At 67.4% G+C, this 20,484-nt stretch carries 19 protein-coding genes; 10 read left to right on the top strand and 9 right to left on the bottom strand.

The window, feature by feature from the left end; all coding sequences use genetic code 11:
- Positions 1 to 83 precede the first annotated feature (83 nt).
- The 3 genes from secF to yajC all read right to left on the bottom strand — a co-directional run bounded on the left by secF (position 84) and on the right by yajC (position 3,407).
- Positions 84 to 1,019 carry a protein translocase subunit SecF gene (secF, locus tag AAID08_RS22725; protein ID WP_054500982.1) on the bottom strand — a complete coding sequence of 312 codons (936 nt, stop codon included), beginning with the start codon at positions 1,017 to 1,019 and terminating at the stop codon, positions 84 to 86.
- 51 nt (positions 1,020 to 1,070) lie between these two features.
- A complete protein-coding gene (gene secD, locus AAID08_RS22720) occupies positions 1,071 to 2,951 on the bottom strand; it encodes a protein translocase subunit SecD (protein ID WP_054500983.1) in 1,881 nt (626 codons plus the stop codon).
- 114 nt (positions 2,952 to 3,065) lie between these two features.
- Positions 3,066 to 3,407: a preprotein translocase subunit YajC gene (gene yajC / locus AAID08_RS22715; protein WP_006390891.1), complete on the bottom strand. Its 342-nt coding sequence runs from the start codon at positions 3,405 to 3,407 to the stop codon at positions 3,066 to 3,068.
- Between the two features lie 306 nt (positions 3,408 to 3,713).
- On the opposite strand from yajC, the gene AAID08_RS22710 reads away from it, so the two are divergent.
- Together AAID08_RS22710 and AAID08_RS22705 are read left to right on the top strand one after the other, a co-directional pair.
- Positions 3,714 to 4,010, top strand: a complete 297-nt coding sequence (locus AAID08_RS22710; protein ID WP_064522932.1) for a type II toxin-antitoxin system RelB/DinJ family antitoxin — start codon at positions 3,714 to 3,716, stop codon at positions 4,008 to 4,010.
- Positions 3,997 to 4,230 (top strand): type II toxin-antitoxin system RelE/ParE family toxin, encoded by a 234-nt coding sequence (locus AAID08_RS22705; protein ID WP_231132849.1) that lies wholly within the window; start codon positions 3,997 to 3,999, stop codon positions 4,228 to 4,230. The genes AAID08_RS22710 and AAID08_RS22705 overlap by 14 nt, the downstream gene beginning before the upstream one ends.
- On the opposite strand, the gene AAID08_RS22700 is transcribed toward AAID08_RS22705, so the two are convergent.
- The 5 genes from AAID08_RS22700 to AAID08_RS22680 form a co-directional block, all read right to left on the bottom strand.
- Positions 4,189 to 5,343 carry a hypothetical protein gene (locus AAID08_RS22700; protein WP_175167507.1) on the bottom strand — a complete coding sequence of 385 codons (1,155 nt, stop codon included), beginning with the start codon at positions 5,341 to 5,343 and terminating at the stop codon, positions 4,189 to 4,191. The two genes, AAID08_RS22705 and AAID08_RS22700, sit on opposite strands and share 42 nt — an antisense overlap.
- Positions 5,344 to 5,368: 25 nt before the next feature.
- The gene (locus AAID08_RS22695) at positions 5,369 to 6,559 is read right to left on the bottom strand and encodes a hypothetical protein (protein ID WP_395756913.1); all 1,191 of its coding nucleotides are present in this window, start codon (positions 6,557 to 6,559) and stop codon (positions 5,369 to 5,371) included.
- 216 nt (positions 6,560 to 6,775) lie between these two features.
- Positions 6,776 to 7,912 carry a tRNA guanosine(34) transglycosylase Tgt gene (gene tgt, locus AAID08_RS22690; RefSeq protein WP_395756912.1) on the bottom strand — a complete coding sequence of 379 codons (1,137 nt, stop codon included), beginning with the start codon at positions 7,910 to 7,912 and terminating at the stop codon, positions 6,776 to 6,778.
- A complete protein-coding gene (gene queA, locus AAID08_RS22685) occupies positions 7,909 to 8,964 on the bottom strand; it encodes a tRNA preQ1(34) S-adenosylmethionine ribosyltransferase-isomerase QueA (protein ID WP_006386645.1) in 1,056 nt (351 codons plus the stop codon). The genes tgt and queA overlap by 4 nt, the downstream gene beginning before the upstream one ends.
- Before the next feature lie 238 nt (positions 8,965 to 9,202).
- On the bottom strand, positions 9,203 to 10,036 hold the full coding sequence (locus AAID08_RS22680) for an IclR family transcriptional regulator (protein ID WP_064528201.1): 834 nt from the start codon (positions 10,034 to 10,036) through the stop codon (positions 9,203 to 9,205).
- Positions 10,037 to 10,156: 120 nt separating this feature from the next.
- On the opposite strand from AAID08_RS22680, the gene AAID08_RS22675 reads away from it, so the two are divergent.
- The 5 genes from AAID08_RS22675 (at position 10,157) to upp (ending at position 15,238) form a co-directional block, all read left to right on the top strand.
- A complete protein-coding gene (locus AAID08_RS22675) occupies positions 10,157 to 11,170 on the top strand; it encodes an LLM class flavin-dependent oxidoreductase (RefSeq protein ID WP_054500988.1) in 1,014 nt (337 codons plus the stop codon).
- Positions 11,171 to 11,193: 23 nt separating this feature from the next.
- Positions 11,194 to 11,697 carry a flavin reductase family protein gene (locus AAID08_RS22670; protein WP_054500989.1) on the top strand — a complete coding sequence of 168 codons (504 nt, stop codon included), beginning with the start codon at positions 11,194 to 11,196 and terminating at the stop codon, positions 11,695 to 11,697.
- A gap of 66 nt (positions 11,698 to 11,763) precedes the next feature.
- Positions 11,764 to 12,918, top strand: a complete 1,155-nt coding sequence (locus tag AAID08_RS22665; protein ID WP_395756911.1) for an ABC transporter substrate-binding protein — start codon at positions 11,764 to 11,766, stop codon at positions 12,916 to 12,918.
- Between the two features lie 109 nt (positions 12,919 to 13,027).
- Positions 13,028 to 14,476 carry a D-alanyl-D-alanine carboxypeptidase/D-alanyl-D-alanine-endopeptidase gene (gene dacB, locus AAID08_RS22660; protein ID WP_049075599.1) on the top strand — a complete coding sequence of 483 codons (1,449 nt, stop codon included), beginning with the start codon at positions 13,028 to 13,030 and terminating at the stop codon, positions 14,474 to 14,476.
- Between the two features lie 123 nt (positions 14,477 to 14,599).
- A complete protein-coding gene (gene upp, locus AAID08_RS22655) occupies positions 14,600 to 15,238 on the top strand; it encodes a uracil phosphoribosyltransferase (RefSeq protein WP_020926674.1) in 639 nt (212 codons plus the stop codon).
- Between the two features lie 49 nt (positions 15,239 to 15,287).
- On the opposite strand, the gene cysG is transcribed toward upp, so the two are convergent.
- Positions 15,288 to 16,703 carry a siroheme synthase CysG gene (gene cysG / locus AAID08_RS22650; RefSeq protein WP_395756910.1) on the bottom strand — a complete coding sequence of 472 codons (1,416 nt, stop codon included), beginning with the start codon at positions 16,701 to 16,703 and terminating at the stop codon, positions 15,288 to 15,290.
- Positions 16,704 to 17,311: 608 nt separating this feature from the next.
- Between cysG and AAID08_RS22645 the strand changes: the two genes are divergently transcribed.
- Genes AAID08_RS22645 through AAID08_RS22635 form a run of 3 tightly spaced genes read left to right on the top strand, consistent with a single transcriptional unit; the run spans position 17,312 to position 20,379 of the window.
- Entirely contained in the window at positions 17,312 to 18,607 is a 1,296-nt protein-coding gene (locus AAID08_RS22645; RefSeq protein ID WP_100508711.1) for a CmpA/NrtA family ABC transporter substrate-binding protein, read from the top strand.
- Between the two features lie 46 nt (positions 18,608 to 18,653).
- Positions 18,654 to 19,505 (top strand): nitrate ABC transporter permease, encoded by an 852-nt coding sequence (gene ntrB / locus AAID08_RS22640; protein ID WP_372414776.1) that lies wholly within the window; start codon positions 18,654 to 18,656, stop codon positions 19,503 to 19,505.
- Positions 19,506 to 19,509: 4 nt separating this feature from the next.
- Positions 19,510 to 20,379 (top strand): ABC transporter ATP-binding protein, encoded by an 870-nt coding sequence (locus AAID08_RS22635; RefSeq protein WP_054500994.1) that lies wholly within the window; start codon positions 19,510 to 19,512, stop codon positions 20,377 to 20,379.
- Positions 20,380 to 20,484: the final 105 nt, after the last annotated feature.

Raw genomic sequence — 20,484 nt, 5'->3', positions numbered from 1 at the left:
AGTGACCGAGGGCCCTGCGCCAGGCTCGTCCGCCCATAAAAAAACCCGCCACATCGGGCGGGTCTTGCGGGGCGGGAAGCGGCTCAGGCGACTTCGCCTTCCTCGCCTTCCTTCTTGACCGGCTTGACCAGGTCTTCGCGCTTGACGCCCATCCACATGGCCAGCGCGGCGGCGACGAACACCGACGAGTAGATGCCGAACCAGATGCCGATAGTCAGGGCCATGGCGAAGTAGTGCAGGGTGGGGCCGCCGAAGAACAGCATCGCCAGCACCATCATCTGGGTCGAACCGTGGGTGATGATGGTGCGCGAGATGGTTTGCGTGATGGCGCTGTTGATGACTTCCTGCACGTCCGCCTTGCGGTACTTGCGGAAGTTCTCGCGGATCCGGTCCATGATGACCACGGATTCGTTCACCGAGTAGCCCAGCACCGCCAGCACGCCCGCCAGCACCGACAGCGAGAACTCCCACTGGAAGAAGGCGAAGAAGCCCAGGATGATGACCACGTCGTGCAGGTTGGCGATCACGCCGGCCACCGCGAACTTCCATTCGAAGCGGAAGCCCAGGTAGACCATGATGCCGATGACCACCACCAGCAGGGCCATCAGGCCGTTGTGCAGCAGTTCCTGGCCGACCTGCGGACCGACGAACTCGACGCGGCGCAGCTCCACGCCCTGGTCGGCGGCCTTGAGCGCGGCCATGACGGTTTCGCTCTGGGTGGCCGACGTCTGGCCTTCCTGCAGGGGCAGGCGGATCATGACGTCGTGCGAGGTGCCGAAGTTCTGCACCTGGAAGTCGGTGTAGCCCAGCTTCGAGACCACGCCGCGTACGTTTTCAAGCTGCGCCGTCTGGGCGTAGTTGACTTCCATGACCGTGCCGCCGGTGAATTCGATCGACAGGTGGAAGCCGCGCGTAATGATGAAGAAGACCGCCGCCACGAAGGTGACGAGGCTGATGATGTTCAGCACCAGCGCGTGGCGCATGAACGGGATGGTGCGGTGAATCCGGAAAAATTCCATGTTTTGCCCTGGCTATTCGGCGGCGGGCGGCGTGGCCGCCCGCGCGCATGTTCAGTTGGTCTTCGGCTTCCAGACTTCGCCGATGGAGATCGACGTGAGCTTCTTCTTGCGGCCATACCAGAGGTTGGCCAGCGCGCGCACGCCCACGACGGACGAGAACATCGAGGTCAGGATGCCCAGGCAATGGACCACCGCGAAGCCGCGGATCGGGCCGGAACCGAAGGCCAGCAGGGCCAGGCCGACAATCAGCGTGGTGAGGTTGGAGTCAAGGATCGTGCCCCAGGCGCGCTCGAAGCCATGGTGGATGGCCTGTTGCGGCGTTGCCCCGTTGCGCAATTCTTCCCGTATCCGCTCGTTGATCAGCACGTTCGAGTCGATCGCCATGCCCAGTGTCAGCGCGATGGCGGCGATGCCCGGCAGCGTCAGCGTGGCCTGCAGCATCGACAGCAGGGCCAGCAGCAGCAGCACGTTCAGGGTCAGGCCGACGGTCGAGAACACGCCGAACAGGTGGTAGTAGATGATGATGAAGACGGCGATCGCCAGGAAACCGTACAGCGTCGAATGGAAGCCCTTCGAGATGTTGTCGGCGCCCAGGCTCGGGCCGATGGTGCGTTCCTCGATGATCGACATCGGCGCGGCCAGCGCGCCGGCGCGCAGCAGCAGGGCGGTGTCGGCGGCTTCCTCGGAGCTCATGCTGCCCGAGATCTGCACCTGGCCGCCGGCGATTTCGGTACGGATGACGGGGGCCGTGACCACTTCGCCCTTGCCGTTCTCGAACAGCAGGATGGCCATGCGCTTGCCGATGTTGTCGCGGGTGACGTCGCGGAAGATGCGCGCGCCCTTGGAGTCCAGCGTCAGGTGCACGGCGGCCTGCTGGGTCTGCGAATCGCGGCCGGGCTGGGCGTCCTGCAGGTTCTCACCGGTCAGGACCACCTGGCGGCGCACCAGGATCGGGCGGCCGTCGCGGTCGGAGTAGCGCTCCAGGCCGAACGGCACCGAGCCGCCCAGCAGCGCGGCCTGCGCGGCGGGCGAGTCGTCGACCATGCGGATTTCGAGCGTGGCGGTGCGGCCCAGCAGTTCCTTGGCCTTGGCCACGTCCTGCACGCCGGGCAGCTGCACCACGATGCGGTCCGAACCCTGCTGCTGGATGACCGGTTCGGCCACGCCCAGTTCGTTGATCCGGTTGTGCAGCGTGTTGATGTTCTGTTTGAGCGCCGAGTCCTGCACGCGGGTGACGGCGGCCGGGTTCAGCGCGCCCAGCAGCAGCAGCTTGCCGTTCTCTTCGCTTTCGGTGAATTCCAGGTCGGGCAGGCGGCTGCGCAGCGTCGAGATGGCGCGGTCGCGGTCCTGCGCGTTGGCGAAGCTTGCGGCCACGCTCATGCCGGAGCGCTCGACGCCGGCCACGTTGACCTTCTGGTCGCGCAGCACCGAGCGCACGTCGGCGGCCAGCGAGTCGTAGCGGGCGGTCAGGGCGCCCTGCATGTCCACTTGCAGCAGGAAGTGCACGCCGCCGCGCAGGTCCAGGCCCAGGTACATGGGCTTGGGGGCGAACCAGCCCATGGCGCGCATCCAGCTGGGCGAGGCCGGCAGCAGGTTCAGCGCCACGGTGTAGTGCGGGTCGCCCTGGACGGTGTTGAGGGATTTGTCGATCAGGTCGCGCGCCTGCAGTTGCAGGTCGGTCGACGTGAAGCGGGCGCGCACGGTGCCGAGCGTGCCGTTCTGTTCGTAGTAGACCCCGTCGTTGGGGATCTTGGCGTCGGCCAGTACCTGCTCGACCCGGTCACGCATGGCCGGATCCACCTTGATGGTGGCCTTGGCGCTGGAAACCTGGACGGCGGGCGACTCGCCGTAGAAATTGGGAAGCGTATACAGCAGGCCGATAAGGACCGCAATCAGGACCGTAATGTACTTCCAGAGGGGATAGCGGTTCATTGCCGGCTACGTCATGTAAGAGTGGAGAAAAGGCCGCCCGGGCGGCTGGCGCGGCGGGCGGCGGGGCGGCTGCCGTCGGGCCCGGGGCCCGGCGGCGGAGCTCCTATGGGACGCTTACAGGGCCTTGATGGTTCCCTTGGGCAGAACGGTCGACACCGACGACTTCTGCATGATGATCTCGACCGGCTTGTCGGCCAGTTCCGAGACTTCGACGGTGACGTAGCTGTCGTTCACCTTGGTGACCTTGCCCAGCATGCCGCCGGCGGTCACGACTTCGTCGCCCTTGGCCAGGGCGGCGATGAGGTTGCGGTGTTCCTTCTGGCGCTTCATCTGGGGACGGATCATCAGGAAATAGAGGATCACGAACATCAGGATGATGGGCAGCATGCCCATCAGCGCATTGCCTTCGGGAGCGGCCTGGGCCACGACGAGGCTGGCGGTATCGATAGCGGACATGTAATTCTCCTGCGTTTGGTCTGTTTGGGTTTGTTTGTATCGTGCTGTCGACGATCTTGTTCTGCGCCCATCCCCGCGCGAGCCATGGATAGGGCAAGCCGACTATTGTAGCGAGGTTTAAGGGCCCCCACGCCGCGCGCACTTCGTGCGCTAGCTGCCCCCCGAGGGGGCTGCCCCGCCTTGGGGCGGCCCGGCGGCGGGGCGGCCGTTCTGGCGTAGAGTTCGTCCTGTGCGCAGTGATGAGGGCGGAAACGCGAAACAAAAGTCCTTGTTCGGGTTCTCCCTGTATGGTGGATGCAAATCGCCATGCCCCAGACCTCGATGCTCCACGTCCGCGTGGACGACAAGCTCAAAGCCGACGCTACCGAAAAGCTGGCCGAATTCGGCCTGACGATTTCCGACGCCGTGCGCATCCTGCTCACGCGGGTGGTCAAGGAGGGCGGCCTGCCCGCCGGGTTGACCACCGATGCCCCGGCGCACGACGCGTGGTTCCGCGCCAAAGTCCAGGAAGCCCTGGCCGACACCGGGCCGGCCGTTCCGCACCGGCAGGTCATGGACGAGGCCCAGGCGCTGATCGACAGGAAGCGCCGTGCCCGCAGTTGAGTGGTCGTCTGTCGCCAGGGCCGATCTGTTGGCCATAGTCGACTACATCTCGGATGACAATCCAGACGCTGCCCAGCGTCTGAAAGACGATATTGAAACGAAGGCGGCGCAACTGCCAGCCTGTCCCGCGCTGTCGTGCCCGTGCACGCTGGATATCTTGATCGCTAGGAGTTGTGCGTCAGAGAAGGCTATCGCAAAAATAGCTCATATATTTATCTAAGTCCGCCCTGTCACAATCGAACGAATCCCATTTTGGGTTGATCCACTCGTCCGCAGAATTCCCTTCGACCACGATAGACGGCGATGGCAATCCCATTAAGTCGCCTGGGCCTTCGGGTTCCACTACCTCGGCGAAATAGCGGGGAGTGGAGGCGTCTCCCGATGGTTCCATCGCCTTTGTCGGAAAATCAGGGCCATCCACCAGCCCGAAATCCCCGGGAAATATTGGCCATTCGTCTCCGAGCCACGGCGCGATGCTAGCAGCCGAAGCGGGGGGCATCTTTTCCGTAAACTCGGGCGGCGGTAGAGCGCCAGCAGGCCAGGGGGGAATCGTAACTGGCGCGGATGCTCCAACTTGCACGAACACTGAACCATCGTCGAGGGTTGTAGTTATCGTTTCGCTTCCGGCAATAACCGCGCCGTCATGCAGAGAAGTGATGCTGTGGATCGCTGAATAGGCATCCTTGTAGTAAGTCACGGACACGCCCTGCCGGTTGGTTCCGGCGATGGTCAAAGTAAACAGCACATACGACACGCACTCGTCATTCCCCTCACGATCAAGGCCCATCACGTTCCCGTGATAACTTGAACCACTCATGGTCGTTCCGAACTGATCTGTGTAGATAAGCCCGTCGATACCGCCAAATCCCATTTCGATGGATGCCATCAGGTCGCCGAATACACTCTTCACGAATTGGTAGCCGAGGGCGGGAAGATCGAAATTCCAGATTTTCTCGGCAAAGGCGAAGGCCATCAGTTTGCTATAGGTCTGCTCAACTTCCGGCAGGCTTTGCTGATCCAGTTGAGAGAGCCTCGCCATCAGGGCTGCGTCGGCCTTGAGCTTTTGCATGGCTTCGTCCGGCTGACCTTTGGCATCAAAATAGGCCAGATCGTGGTCCTTGCACATCGCATCCAGGGGACTTTCCTGCGTGGTTCCATCGACTCCCGGGCGTTTGAACACCGCTCCTCGAACAAGCTCGTCCCGACTCAGTTCTCCACCGCGCTGCCCCGCGGACCAATCGGGCCCGCACCAATTGCCATATATGGGAACAAGACTGGCCAGTTCATCCCAATGGGGGTTGAGGAGCCTGATATCGCCATATTCGGAAGCCATCTTCGTTCACGCTAATCGTCAAGCACTACGGTTTCACTTGGTTATTGCCCAGTCTGGATGAATCTGTCACAGGGATGATCTCTGCATCTGCCCACGAAGGCAGTTGGATCGCAGACCACGTGGTAGTGCCGATATCCAGCATGGCCATTCCTCCAAGCCTGTTGCCCCGAGTGGAGGGCTGATCCATGTAGATCGTCGCGATATAGCCGCCGCCTGGCGCACATAGCAATTCGCGAGGCTCAAATATCGACCCCGAATTCGCAGGCATTAACTGCCACCCTTGCCGCTCGCCTTGCGAGGACAGGCGGATCACACTCAAGCCATGGCGATGCGTTTGTCCCTGGAGGCAAAGATGGCCAGCCCGGTCCTGCGACGGCAGTTCAGCATGCGAGATTCCATCAAAGGCACATGGGACTGGCACCTTGTCGTCTCCACGTCTCATTCGATAAATCTCGCTACCCCCATAGCGATCGTGGTAATCGGCGAAGAGCCCAGACGGGCCGTAGGATTGGAGGAGAATTTCGTCGCCCGAAACGTACTGCGCCTGCCCCCCTTCGACAAACTTGAACAAACCCGAGAAAGGCCGTTCCGTGCCGCTTGAAAGGTCAAATTCCCAGAGATCGAACTCTAGAAGCCGCACACGCCGACCGGGTGGCACCAAGCGCGCACTGCGCCAGAATGCGATTCTCGTCTCGTCCAGAGACATGAAAGGGGATAATTTGTTTCCTTGCGCCGCCGGAATGATCGTCAGCACACCGCCTTCGCTGGGCATCAGCGCAATTTCAGATTCATTCAGCGAACGGCGCTCCTCGTCTTCGGAGTCACCCGGAATCTTCCGACGTGACATTACGATGTAGCGCCCTTGAGGCGAATAGTGTGCGTACGTGTAGCGAAAGCCTTCAGGTAATCCGTAACGATACAAGCGGCCTGTCGTCAACTGATAGCGCATTACGTCACAACGCTGATGAATCCGCTCAACGCACTCGACGAACAACCAGTCGCTGCCATTCGGATGAATGCTCAGCGAACGGATTTCACGGCCGCCATTGGGGGGCGAGAAGAGGGTCTGCGTGGTGGGTGTTGCTACCTCGGCCGTGGACTTCGCTTTCACATCGCGAGTCGGGGGCGGTGGTGTGAGAAGAGACCACCACAATGGCAAGACGCAAGCCGCCGTCAACATCGCGGCGAAAACCCACCCTCGATTTCGTTTGGTCATTGCGTCCGCATGCTTTAGAAGCCCGCAGGACTAGCGGGACAATGCCCAATACCGTATATCGATGGTCAAGGTGACAAAAGCGCCAATGCGGCTAAAGCGGACAAACCCCCATCAAGTCGCCGTCATCGATGCCTGCCCGCTACCTATGTGACGCGGTACTGCTTGCGCACGGCAACGCTGCTTTGAGACGAAACGCATACCCGCCCCGCCCCCGCGCTACTCCACCCCGCGCGCCCGGTCGGCCGCGAACTGCGCGCGCCAGGCTTCGAAGCGGCCCTCGGCGATGGCCTCCCGCATTTCCTTCATGATGGTCAGGTAGAAATGCAGGTTGTGCAGCGTGTTCAGGCGCGCGCCGGTGATCTCGTTGGCGCGCTGCAGGTGATGCAGGTAGGCGCGCGAGAAATTGGCGCAGGTGTGGCAGGCGCAGCTCGGGTCCAGCGGGCGGGTGTCGTCGCGGTATTTGGCGTTGCGGATCTTGACGTCGCCGAAGCGGGTGAACAGCCAGCCGTTGCGGGCGTTGCGGGTCGGCATGACGCAGTCGAACATGTCGACGCCGCGGTTCACGCCCTCGACCAGGTCTTCCGGCGTGCCCACGCCCATCAGGTAGCGCGGCGCCTGGGCCGGCAGCTTGGGCGTCACGTGCGCCAGGATGCGCATCATGTCTTCCTTGGGCTCGCCCACCGACAGGCCGCCGATGGCGTAGCCGTGGAAACCGATGTCCCGCAGGCCGGCCAGGGACTCGTCGCGCAGCGATTCGTACATGCCGCCCTGCACGATGCCGAACAGCGCGTTGGGGTTCTGCAGCCGGTCGAATTCCTCGCGCGAGCGGCGCGCCCAGCGCAGCGACATGCGCATCGAGCGGGCCGCTTCCTCGACGGTCGCGGGGCGGCCGTCGATCTCGTAGGGCGTGCACTCGTCGAACACCATGACGATGTCCGAGTTCAGCGAGCGCTGGATGCGCATCGATTCCTCGGGCGTCAGGAACAGGCGGGCGCCGTCGATGGGCGAGGCGAACTTCACGCCTTCCTCGGTGATCTTGCGCATGCCCTGCAGGCTGAACACCTGGAAACCACCCGAGTCGGTCAGGATCGGCTTGTCCCACTGCATGAAGCCGTGCAGGCCGCCATGCTTTTCCATGATCTCCGTGCCCGGGCGCAGCCACAGGTGGAAGGTGTTGCCCAGCACGATCTGCGAACCGATGTCCTTCAGTTCGTGCGGCATCATGGCCTTGACGCTGCCATAGGTGCCCACGGGCATGAAGATGGGCGTTTCCACCACGCCGTGGTTGAGCGTGATGCGGCCGCGGCGGGCGCCGCCGTCGGTGGCGAGCAGTTCGAAATTCAGTCCGGTCATGGGGCGGGGGATTCGATGAACATGGCGTCGCCGTAGCTGAAAAAGCGGTAGCGCTGGGCCACGGCGTGGGCGTAGGCGCGGCGGATCGGCTCGACGCCGGCCAGCGCCGAGACCAGCATCAGCAGGGTCGACTGGGGCAGGTGGAAGTTGGTGACCAGCGCGTCGATGACACGGTACTGGTAGCCGGGGGTGATGAACAGGCGCGTGTCGCCTTGGGCGGCGGCCAGCGGCAGGCCGGGGGCGGTGCGGCCCTCGGTCTGGGCGGCGGCCGATTCCAGGGCGCGCACGCTGGTGGTGCCGACCGCGATCACGCGGCCGCCGCGGGCGCGCGTTGCGGCGATGGCGTCCACCGTGGCCTGCGGCACGGTGAACCATTCGGCGTGCATGACGTGGTCGGCCAGGTTGTCCACGCGCACCGGCTGGAAGGTGCCGGCGCCCACGTGCAGCGTGACGAAGGCGCGTTCCACGCCCAGCGCCGCCAGGCGGTCCAGGGTGGGCTGGTCGAAGTGCAGGCCGGCGGTCGGCGCCGCCACGGCGCCCGGCTCGCGGGCGTAGACGGTCTGGTAGCGGTCGTCGTCGCCGGCGTCGGCGGCGTGCGTGATGTAGGGCGGCAGCGGCGTCGCGCCGTGCGCGTCCAGCAACTCCAGCACCGGCCCGGGGAAGCGGATGTCGAACAGCTCGCCCTCGCGGCCCAGCACCGTGGCGTCGAAGGCGTCGGCCAGCCGCAGCACCATGCCGGCGCCGGGCGACTTGCTGGCGCGCACGTGCGCCAGGGCGCGGTCAGTGTCGGTGATGCGCTCGACCAGCACCTCGACCTTGCCGCCGGTGATCTTGTGGCCGGCCAGGCGCGCCTTGATGACGCGGGTGTCGTTGAACACCAGCAGGTCGCCGGGGCGCAGCAGTTTTTCCAGGTCGGCGAACTGGCGGTCATGCAGTTGGCTGGCGCCATCCAGGTGCAGCAGGCGGCTGCCCGTGCGCTGGGCGGCGGGCGTCTGCGCGATGAGCTCGGGAGGCAGCTCGTAGTCGAAATCGGAAACGGTAAGGGCTTGCACGCGGGTATCGGTATCAGGGGCGGGCGCGGCCTGGGCCGGCCGCCGGGCCGCCGGATGGGGCGGCGGCAAAAAAGCGAGCCGGACCTGTCGGCTCGGCTCTGGGCAACTATCTATTGTAAAGGGGCTGGCGAAAAGGGCGGGGCGGCCGGCGATGGTGGCCTCCGCGCCAGCGAGGACGGCAGGACGGGGACGAGCGATTTCCAGGGGAAGGTGCGCCCCCCGGGGCCGGCGCGGCGCCTTAGCGCCCGCCGCGCCAGCCGAGCCGGCGCGAGCAATCGGCCGCGGCCGCCATCAGGGCCCGCAGCGGCGCGCCGTCCGGCGCCAGGTCGAAGCCGCCGTGCAGTCCCAGCCCGGTGATGGCGCCGGCCAACTGGCCCTGGGCGTCCAGCACTGGCAGCGCGGCCGAGTCGATGCCGTGCAGCAGGTGGCCGCTGACGCTGGCGTAGCCGCGCTGGCGCGTGGCCTGCCAGCGCGCCCGCAGCGCGGCGGCGGGGTCGGCCGGGTCGAGCGGCAGGCCGGCGGCGGCGGGGTCGTCCAGCAACGCCGCGGCGTCGCCGCCCTGGCGCCGCGCCGTGTCCCATTCGGCCAGCGCGCGTGGCAGCGCCAGCGCCTCCGGCAGCCAGGCCGCGAAGACCCGTCCAGTGGCGCTGTTGAGCAGCGGCAGCACCGAGCCGACGCGCACGTTGACCGTGACCGGCAGCCGCGCGTCGCGCCACTGCACGATGGTGGGTCCGTGCTGGCCCCAGACCGAGATGAAGACGGTCTGGCCGATGGCCGCGCTCAGGTCTTCCAGGCAGCCGGCCGCCAGCTTGACGAAATCCACTTCCGCCAGCGCCGCCAGTCCGGTGTGCAGGGCCTGCGGTCCGAGCCGGTAGCGGGCGCTGGCCGGATCCTGCTCAACGTAGCCGCGCCGTTCCAGCGACACCAGGTAGCGGTGCGCCTTGGCGCGCGGCATGTCCAGGCTGCGGCCCAGTTCCGACACCGACACGGCGCCGCCCAGTTCGGCCAGCCGGGTCAGGACGTCCAGGGCGATTTCGGCGGACTGGATCCCGGTGCTGCTATCTGTTGACATCAGTTCGTCTCTTATTAGAATACGTGTATCACTAAAAAATACATCAGCGTGCCGTGGCGAACAACCATTCGGGCCGGAAGACCGGCCCGGTGCGCGAACGGACAAAGACGGAGACAAGCAATGAAGATGTCCATCTTCTCGGTGCAGGACCACTACCCCGACCAGCCCCGCAGCCTGGGCCAGCTCTACGGCCAGGTGCTGGAGCAGGCGCGCCGCGCCGAACAACTGGGCTACGACACCTTCTGGGTGGCCGAGCACCACTTCCATGAATACGGCGCGGTGCCGAATCCGGCGGTGTTCCTGGCGGCGCTGTCGCAGCAGACGACGCGGCTGCGGCTGGGCACCGCGATCTCCATCCTCACCTTCCACAACCCGCTGACGGTGGCGGAAAACTATGCCCTGGTGGACCAGCTTTCGCAAGGCAGGCTGTCGCTGGGCGTGGGCTCGGGCTACCTGAAGCACGAGTTCGAGGGCTACGACGTCGATCCGGCCACCAAGCGCGAGCGCTTCGACGAGAACCTGATGCTGGTCGAGCGCCTGCTGGCCGGCGAGCGCGTCAGCCACGAAGGCAAGTTCAACCGCATCCACGCGGTGCGCCTGAACGTGCAGCCGGTGCAGCAGCCGGTGCCGGTGTACGTGGCGATCCTGCGCCGCGAGGCCGCCTACCACGTCGGCCGCCAGGGCCGCCGCATGCTGTTCGTGCCCTACGCGGCGGTGGACAACTTCGAGGAGATCGGCCTGATGATGCAGGACTACCGCCGCGGCCTGGCCGAGGCCGGCATCGAGGATGCCACCGGCATGGCTGCGGTGGCGCTGCACACCCACGTGGCCGCGACCGACGACGAGGCCCGCGAGCGCGCCGCCCGCGCCTTCGACCTGTATGTGGACACGCGGCTGTATGCGCGCAAGCAGGTGTACGACGACATCATCGCCAGCGGCCTGTCGCTGTTCGGCTCGGCCCGCACCGTGGCCGACAAGCTCGCGCGGCTGGCCGACATGGGCCTGGACCACGTCATGAGCCTGCACAACTTCGGCCTGATGCCGCAGGACCGGGTGCTGGACTCGATGCAGCGGCTGATGGCCGAGGCCCTGCCGCTGTCGGGCGTGCGCCCGGCCAGCACGGTGCCCGCCTGAGCGGCGGCCGCGGGGAAGCCTCCATGCCTGCCAGTGACGATCTCAGCCCACTTCGTCTGCGCCGGGCGCTGGGGCGCTACGCCACCGGCGTCACGGTGGTGACCGCCGCCGGCGCCGACGGGCCGATCGGCCTCACGGTCAACTCCTTCGCGCCCGTCTCGCTGGAGCCGCCGCTGGTGCTGTGGAGCCTGCGCCGCGCCAGCCTCCACTATGCCGACTTCACCACCCGCGGCGGCTTCGCCATCCATGTGCTGGGGGCGCCGCAGCGCGACCTGGCGCGGGTGTTCTCGCAGCCGGTGGCCGACCGCTACGCCGGACTGGACTGGTACGCCACCGAGGACGGCATCCCCGTGTTCGACGAGTGCGCCGCCCGCTTCGAGTGCGCCACCCGCCAGGTGCTGGAGGTGGGCGACCATGCCCTGCTGATCGGCGAGGTGCGCCGCCTGCACACCCCGGACGACCCCGGCGGCGCCCTGGTTTTTCATGATGGGTCATTCCTGTCGCACCTGGGGGATCCCGTCGTATAACGCTTTCCACGCCGTAGCGGATCGGCAAGACGCATAACGATATCCGCGCCCCAAAGGAGATACCGCATGACCCCTCGTAGCACTCTGACGGCCGCGTTGGCGGCCCTGCTGGTGGCGGGCGCCGCGCCCGCGCTGGCGCAGGTGAAGATCGGCGCCACCCTGTCCACCACCGGCCCCCAGGCCTCGCTGGGCATTCCCGAACGCAACACCATCAGCCTGTTGCCCACCGAGATCGGCGGCGTCAAGGTCGAATACGCGGTGCTGGACGATGCCTCCGACACCACCCGCGCGGTCAGCAATTCGCACAAGCTGATCTCGGAAAACCAGGCTGACCTCATCATCGGCTCCTCCACCACCCCCAATACCATGGCCATGTTGGACACGGTGGCCAGCGGCGCCACGCCGGTGATCACGCTGGCCTCGTCGGCGCGCCTGATCGATCCGGTGGACGACAAGCGCCGCTGGGTCTTCAAGACGCCGCATTCCGATTCCCTGATGGCCGAGGGCATCGCCCGCCACGCCGCCGCCAACGGCGTCAGGAAGCTGGCCTTCATCGGCTTCAACAACGCCCTGGGCGAGACTTTCTGGGTGGAAGTGGAAAAGGCCGCCAGGCAGCACGGCATCGAGATCGTCGGCAAGGAAAGCTTCGCGCCCACCGACACCTCGGCGGTGGCGCAGACGCTGAAACTGGTCGGCGCCGCCCCCGACGCCGTGGTGGTGGGCGCCTCCGGCACGCCGGCGGCGATGCCGGCGCGCTCGCTGCGCGAACGCGGCTTCAAGGGCAAGATCTACTTCAACCACGGCGTGGCCAACAACGATTTCCTGCGCGTCTGTGGCGCCGCCTGCGACGGCGCCTGGGTGCCGGTGGGGCCGGTGATGGTGGCCGACCTGCTGCCGGACACCCATCCGGTCAAGGCCACGGCCCAGGCCTTCGCCAAAAAGTACGAGGCCGCCAACGGTCCGGGCAGCGTGTCGCTGTTTGCCGCCTACACCTGGGACGTCGGCCTGCTGCTGCAGCAGGCCGTGCCGGTGGCGCTCAGGAAAGCCAAGCCCGGCACCGCGGAATTCCGCGCGGCGCTGCGCGATGCCCTGGAGAACGTCAAGAACCTGCCGACCGCCACCGGTGTGGTCAACATGAGCCCGACCGACCACAACGGCCTGGACGAGCGCGCGCTGGTCATGGCCACCGTGGCCGGCGGCAAGTGGAAACTGCAACAGTAGTCACCTCGCGAGGGCGGCTGGCGCGCTTTCGGCGCGCGCCGCCGCCCGCAACCGTCCCAGGTTTTGTATGCTCACGGTTTTGCAGCACGAGCAACCGGGTGGACAGGGCATGACGGGACTAGGGAAAAAGCGGGTGGGCGGGCCGTGGCAATGGCTGGCCGGCGGACTGCTGGCCCTGGCCGCCAGTGCCGCCTGCGCCCAGGTGCCGGGGCTGCCGCCCAGCGTGGTCAACGCCTGGAAGGCCAGCAAGCTGCCCGACAGTTCGCTGTCGCTGGTGGTGCAGGAGGTCGGCGGCCCGCGGCTGGCGGCCCTGAACGCCAAGGAAGCGCGCAACCCGGCGTCGGTGATGAAGCTGGTCACCACCTGGGCGGCGCTGTCCGAGCTGGGCCCCAACTACGTCTGGCGCACCGCCTTCATGACCGAGCCGGGCGCCCGGCCTGACGCCAAGGGCGCGCTGCCCGGGCCGCTCTACCTGCGCGCCGGCGGCGATCCGCAATTCCTGATGCAGGACCTGTGGGTGCTGCTGCGCGAACTGCGCCTGCGCGGCGTCAAGCAGATCAACGACCTGGTGATCGACCGCAGCATCTTCGGTCAGGTCGCCACCGACCCCGGCGCCTTCGACGGCGCGCCGGACCGCGCCTACAACGCCAGCCCCGATGCCCTGATGGTGGGCTTTGGCGCCGTGCGCATCCTGTTCACCCCCGATCCGGCCGCCAACAAGTGGGTGCCGCTGATCGACCCGCCGCTGCCCGGCCTGAAGATCGAGGGCCGGGTCGAATGGAGCGACGCCCGCTGCCCGGGCGCGCCCGTCGTCAACACCGACCCGGTCATCACCCAGCAGGGCGTGACCCTGCGCGTCAGCGGCAAGGTGGCCGGTTCCTGCGGTGAATTCGATCTGTACCGGCTGGCGCTGTCGCAGACCGACTACGCCACCGAGCTGTTCCGCCTGTTGTGGAAGGAGCTGGGCGGCACCTTCAAGGGCCAGGTGCGCGCCGGCATGGTGCCGGGCGACGCCGTGGTGCTGGCCTCGCACGATTCGCCGACGCTGGCCGAGGTCATCCGCCAGATCAACAAGCGCAGCAACAACGTCATGGCGCGCACGCTGCTGCTGACCCTGGGCGCGGAAAAGGGCCGCCGGCCGGCCACCGTGGCCAGCAGTGGCAGCGTGGCCAAGGACCTGCTGGCCCGCCAGGGCCTGGACATGCCCGAACTGGTGATCGACAACGGCGCCGGCCTGTCGCGCGACGCGCGGGTGTCGGCCGACAGCCTGGCCTCGATGCTGACCCTGGCCTGGAATTCCCCCGTCATGCCGGAGTACATTTCATCCCTCGCGATCGCCGGCGTCGACGGCACGGTGCGCCGCCGCATGAAGGGCGACGGCACCCTCGGCATGGCCCACCTGAAGACGGGGTCGCTGCGCGACGTGCGCGCGATCGCCGGCTACGTGCTGGGCGCCAGCGGCAAGCGCTACGTGGTGGTCAGCATCGTCAACCACGAGCAGGCCGGCGCCGTGCGGGCCTTCGACGACGCCCTGATCGCCTGGCTGGCCGAACAATAAGGTTGACGCGGCCCCCTGCATCCACCCGGTAAACCGATTACGATTCTCGGGCGCGCGCCATGTTTGCGGCGGCGCCTGAGGCGAACCAACCCTGCCTATCAATAATCCTGGAGATTTACGCACATGCCCGTGCACGAAATCCGCCACCCGCTGATCCGCCACAAGCTCGGGATCATGCGCCGCGCCGACCTCAGTACCAAGAGCTTCCGTGAACTGTCGCAGGAAGTGGGCGCGCTGCTCACCTACGAAGCGTCCAAGGACCTGCCGCTCGCGCCCGCCACCGTCGAAGGCTGGTGCGGCCCCGTGCAGGTCGAGAAGATCGCCGGCAAGAAGGTCACCGTGGTGCCCATCCTGCGCGCCGGCATTGGCATGCTGGACGGCGTGCTCAGCCTGATCCCGGGCGCCAAGGTCAGCGTGGTGGGCGTGGCCCGCAACGAAGAGACCCTCGAAGCCCACACCTACCTGGAACGCCTGGTGGGCGAACTGGACCAGCGCCTGGCGCTGATCGTCGACCCGATGCTGGCCACTGGCGGTTCCATGGTCGCCGCGATCGACCTGCTCAAGCGCGCCGGCTGCAAGGAAATTCGCGCGCTGGTGCTGGTGGCCGCGCCGGTCGGCATCGACGCGGTGCTGTCCAAGCACCCGGATGTGCATATCTACACCGCGTCCATCGACGACGGCCTGAACGAGCATGGCTACATCATGCCGGGCCTGGGCGATGCCGGCGACCGCATCTTCGGCACCACCCAGAAGACCGACTGAGTCCTCCCGGGCGGCGGGGCCGGGCGCCTGTGGCAGCCGTCGCCGGCCGCTACGCCGCCAGTCTTTGCGGCGCGCCTTCCAGGTGCTCGCCGAACCAATGCAATGATTGCGCCAGTCCCGCCACCTCGCCCACGATCAGCAGGGCGGGGGAGCGGATGGCGTGCGCCCGCGCCAGACGCGGCAGGTCTTCCAGCGTGCCCGACAGCACCCGCTGCTCGGGCCGGCTGCCGTTCTCGATCAGCGCGAACGGCGTAATCGCGGCGCGGCCATGGCGGATCAGGCGCTGCGTCAGCAGTTCCAATTGGCCCACGCCCATGTAGAACGCCAGCGTCTGGCGTTCGCGCGCCAGCGCCGGCCAGTCCAGGTTGTCCTCGTCTTCGCGGCAGTGCGCGGTCACCAGGCGCACCGATTGCGCGTGCTCGCGATGCGTCAGCGGGATGCCGGCGTAGGCGGCACAGGCCAGCGCGGCCGTGATGCCGGGCACCACCTCATAACGCACGCCATGCGCGCGCAGGTGTTCCAGTTCCTCGCCGCCGCGGCCGAAGATGAAGGCGTCGCCGCCCTTGAGCCGCACCACGCGGCGGCCCAGGCGGGCGTGTTCGACCAGCAGGGCGTGGATGCGCGCCTGGGTGGCGTGATGGTCCTCGCCCGGCAGCTTGCCCACCGCAATGCGTTCGGCGTCGCGGCGCGCCAGCGACATGATGTCGTCGCTGACCAGCCGGTCGTACAGGATCACGTCGGCCTCGTTCAGCGCGCGCAGCGCCTTCAGCGTCAGCAGGCCCGGATCGCCAGGGCCGGCGCCGACCAGCACCACGCTGCCTTCGGCCGGCGCCAGCGGCTGGGCCAGGGCGGCTTCCAGCGCGGCTTGCGCGGCCTCGGGACGTTGTTGGCGCAGCAGGCCGGCCACCGGCCCGTCCAGCAGCCAGTCATAGAAACGGCGGCGCGCGCCCAGGTCGGGGTGGCCGGCGCGGATGCGCGCGCGGTAGCGTTCCGCCAGGCCCGCCAGGCGGCCCAGGCTGTGGTCGAACAGGGATTCGATGCGTTCGCGCAGGCGCCGCGCCAGCACCGGCGCCACGCCGGACGAGGAAATGGCCACGATGACCGGCGAGCGGTCGACGATGGAGGGCACCTGGAACGACGACAGCTCGGGATCGTCCACCACGTTGCTGAAGATGCGGCGCGCCCGCGCGACGTCGGAGACCGCCGCGTTGACGCCGCGGTCGTCAGTGGCGGCCACCGCCAGCCACGCGCCGTCGAGCCAGGCGGGGTCGAAGCGGCCCGCCAGGTGGCGGATGCGGCCCGCCGCCAGCAGGTCCGCCAGCGCTGGCGTCAGCTCGGGCGCGCCAACGGCGACATCGGCATGGGCTTCGAGCAGGGCGAGCGTCTTGCGCTCGGCCACCGCGCCGCCGCCCACGACCAGCACGGGCCGGTCCTTCAGATCGGCAAAAATCGGGAAAAGCTTCATTACGCGGCCTCGGGCGCACCCGGCAGTAGGTCAAACGATCATAGGGACCGGGTCTCATCCCCACAACTTCTGATTTCTTGAATCCATATAGCCACAACTTATTTGGCGCGGGCCGCTTGCGGGGCGCGCCGGCTCAACCCATGCAAGTTCCATGCCCGCGCAAGGCCCCGGCCAAGCCAGAAACGCCGCGCATCGGGCAGCGGCCGCGTGGGCGAGGATCCCGGGCCGCAGGGGAGACGGGGCGCGGGCGAGCCGCCGGATTCGACGCCGTCGGCGCCGTCCGCACATCGATGGTGCGTTGCCGCATTCGTTTGCGCACCAAGTTGGATCGCCAGGCGCGCCGGCCATCATCGGGGCGGAGCGCCCCGGTCGGCCTGGCCCGGCCTTGCGGATCGCCGCAAACCCAATGGGCGCGCGGGTGCGCGCCGGCCGCGACGAGCGCGCCCGGCCACTTGGCACGCCGATTGCTTAACCGTTGATGGACGGTCCGCGCGCGGTCCGGCCACGCCAAGCGCCGCGATCCGCGGCAGGGAACAACGACGTTCCGCAGCGCCAACGGGTTGTCCCCGATCGGCGCGCGGGACGTTTTTTTTTGCCAGGAGCCTCGTATGACGCCAGTGAAACCCCGCCTTCCCGCCGCCACGGGGCCGGATTCGACCACCGACGCCAGCCGCCGCAAGTGGCTGGCCGGCACCGCGCGCGCCGTGGCCGGCGCCGGCCTGCTGTCGCTGGTCGACCCGCTGGTGCGCGCCGGCGCCTGGGCCGCGGGCAGCGACGCGCCCGAGAAGGCCGAGGTCAAGATCGGCTTCATTCCGCTGACCGACTGCGCCTCGGTGGTGATGGCCTCGGTGCTGGGCATCGACAAGAAGTACGGCGTCACCATCACGCCGTCCAAGGAAGCGTCCTGGGCCGCCGTGCGCGACAAGCTGCTCAACGGCGAACTGGACATGGCCCACGTGCTCTACGGCCTGATCTATGGCGTGCAACTGGGCGTGGGCGGGCCGAAGAAGGACATGGCCGTGCTGATGAGCCTGAACCAGAACGGCCAGGCCATCACCCTGTCCAACAAGCTGCTGCAGGCCGGCGCCCGCGACGGCGAATCGCTCGCCAGGGTGATGGCCTCCGAGAAGCGCGAATACACCTTCGCCCAGACCTTCCCGACCGGCACCCACGCCATGTGGCTGTACTACTGGCTGGCCGCCTACGGCATCGACCCGATGAAGGACGCCAAGGTCATCACCGTGCCGCCGCCGCAGATGGTGGCCAACATGCGGGTGGGCAACATGGACGGCTTCTGCGTGGGCGAGCCGTGGGGCGCGCGCGCCATCCTCGACAAGATCGGCTTCACCGCCGTGACCACCCAGGCCATCTGGACCGACCATCCCGAAAAGGTGCTGGGCACCAGCGCCGACTTCGTGGCGCGCCATCCGAACACCGCGCGCGCCGTCACCGCCGCCATTCTGGAGGCGGGCAAATGGATCGACGCCTCGCCCGAAAACCGCCGCAAGACCGCCGAGACCATCGCCGCCAAGTCGTACGTCAACACCGACGCCAGCGGCATCATCGACCGCATGCTGGGCCAGTACGACGACGGCCTGGGCAAGCGTTGGAGCGACGCGCACGCGATGCGCTTCTCGGGCGACGGCGCGGCCAACTTCCCCTACCTGAGCGACGGCATGTGGTTCCTGACCCAGCACAAGCGCTGGGGCCTGCTCAAGGAGCATCCCGACTACCTGGCCGTCGCGCGCCAGGTCAACCGCATCGACATCTACAAGCAGGCCGCGCAGGCCGCCGGCCTCGCCGTGCCAGGCAGCGAGATGCGCAGTTCCAAACTGGTCGACGGCGTGGTCTGGGACGGCAGCAACCCGGCGGCCTACGCCGATGGTTTCAAGGTCAAGGCCTGAGCGCCGCCACGCATAGGAGAAGCTCGCGATGTCTACCGTAACGAGTATGGAGCGGGCCGCGCCCGTGTCCGCCACCCCCGCCCCGGCGCCACGGGCCGCCCCCTGGACCGATGCCTGGCGCGAACGGCTGGAAGCGGCGTTGCGCGCCGTGGTCGGCCCGGTGGCCGGTTTCGCGCTGTTCGTGCTGGTGTGGCAGGTGGTCGCCATGCGCATCCCGGAGATTCCCACACCGGGCGTGACGTGGCGCGCGGCGGTGGAACTGTTCTCGGACCCGTTCTACGACAACGGCCCCAACGACAAGGGCATCGGCTGGAACCTTCTGGCCTCGCTGCAGCGGGTCGGCATCGGCTTCGGCCTGGCCGCGCTGGTGGGGATACCGATCGGTTTCGCCATCGGCCGCTACGCGCCGGTGCGGGCGATGTTCTCGCCCATCGTCAGCCTGCTGCGGCCGGTGTCGCCGCTGGCGTGGCTGCCGCTGGGGCTGCTGCTGTTCAAGGCCGCCAACCCGGCCGCGATCTGGGCCATTTTCATCTGTTCGATCTGGCCCATGATCATCAACACGGCGGTCGGCGTGTCGCGCGTGCCGCAGGACTACCTGAACGTGGCGCGGGTGTTGAACCTGTCCGAATGGAAGGTCACCACCAAGGTGCTGCTGCCGGCCGTGCTGCCCTACATGCTGACCGGCGTGCGGCTGTCCATCGGCACCGCCTGGCTGGTGATCGTCGCGGCCGAGATGCTGACCGGCGGCACCGGCATCGGCTTCTGGCTATGGGACGAGTGGAACAACCTGAAGGTCGAGCACATCGTCATCGCCATTTTCGTGATCGGCATCGTCGGGCTGATCCTGGAAACGCTGCTGGTCGCGCTGGCCCGCCGCTTCACCTACACCGAGGAGTAGCGCCATGAAGAAATTCGTACGCATCGAGCGCGTGGGCCAGACCTTCGCCACCCGCAAGGGCGCCTTCGTCGCGCTGCGCGACATCGACCTGACGGTGGAGCAGGGCGAGTTCATCACCCTGATCGGCCATTCCGGCTGCGGCAAGTCCACCCTGCTGAACCTGATCGCCGGCCTGACCCGCCCGACCAGCGGCGTGCTGCTGTGCGCCGAGCGCGAAATCACCGGGCCCGGCCCGGATCGCGCCGTGGTGTTCCAGAACCACTCGCTGCTGCCCTGGCTGACCTGCTTCCAGAACGTGCACCTGGCGGTGGAACGGGTTTTCGGCGCGTCGGAAAAGCGCGCCCAACTGGCCGAGCGCACCCGCGCCGCGCTCGATCTTGTCGGCCTGCTGCCGGCGCAGAACAAACTGCCGCGCGAGATCTCCGGCGGCATGAAGCAGCGCGTCGGCATCGCCCGCGCGCTGGCGATCGAGCCGGGCGTGCTGCTGATGGACGAGCCGTTCGGCGCGCTCGACGCGCTGACCCGCGCGCACCTGCAGGACGAATTGCTCAAGATCGTCGCCAAGACCCGCACCACCACCATCATGGTCACGCACGACGTGGACGAGGCCGTGCTGTTGTCCGACCGCATCGTCATGCTGACCAATGGGCCGGCCGCGACCATCGGCGAGATCCTGCCGGTCCCGCTGGCGCGGCCGCGCGACCGGGTGCGGTTGGCCAACGATCCGGTCTACCTGTCGTGCCGCGCCGCCGTGGTGGACTTCCTGCACCGGCGTCACGGCAATCCCGAACGGACGCCGGCGCCCGTGGCGTTGGCGGCGCTGCCCGATGCCGAGGACGAGCCGGTGGCGGCGGGGGCGCGCGCCGTGGCCTGACGCGGGGAGCCGACGCCCGCCGGCCGGCGCGGCAACGCGTCCGTCGCGCGGCTGACACGTTCCGTCATGCGTGTGATTTGCCAACCGGTGTAGTATCAAGCCAGC

Origin of the sequence: Achromobacter sp. EB05 (assembly GCF_044232075.1) — a bacterium.
Classification (GTDB): domain Bacteria; phylum Pseudomonadota; class Gammaproteobacteria; order Burkholderiales; family Burkholderiaceae_B; genus Achromobacter; species Achromobacter dolens.
This window is presented reverse-complemented; position numbering and strand designations above follow the sequence as displayed.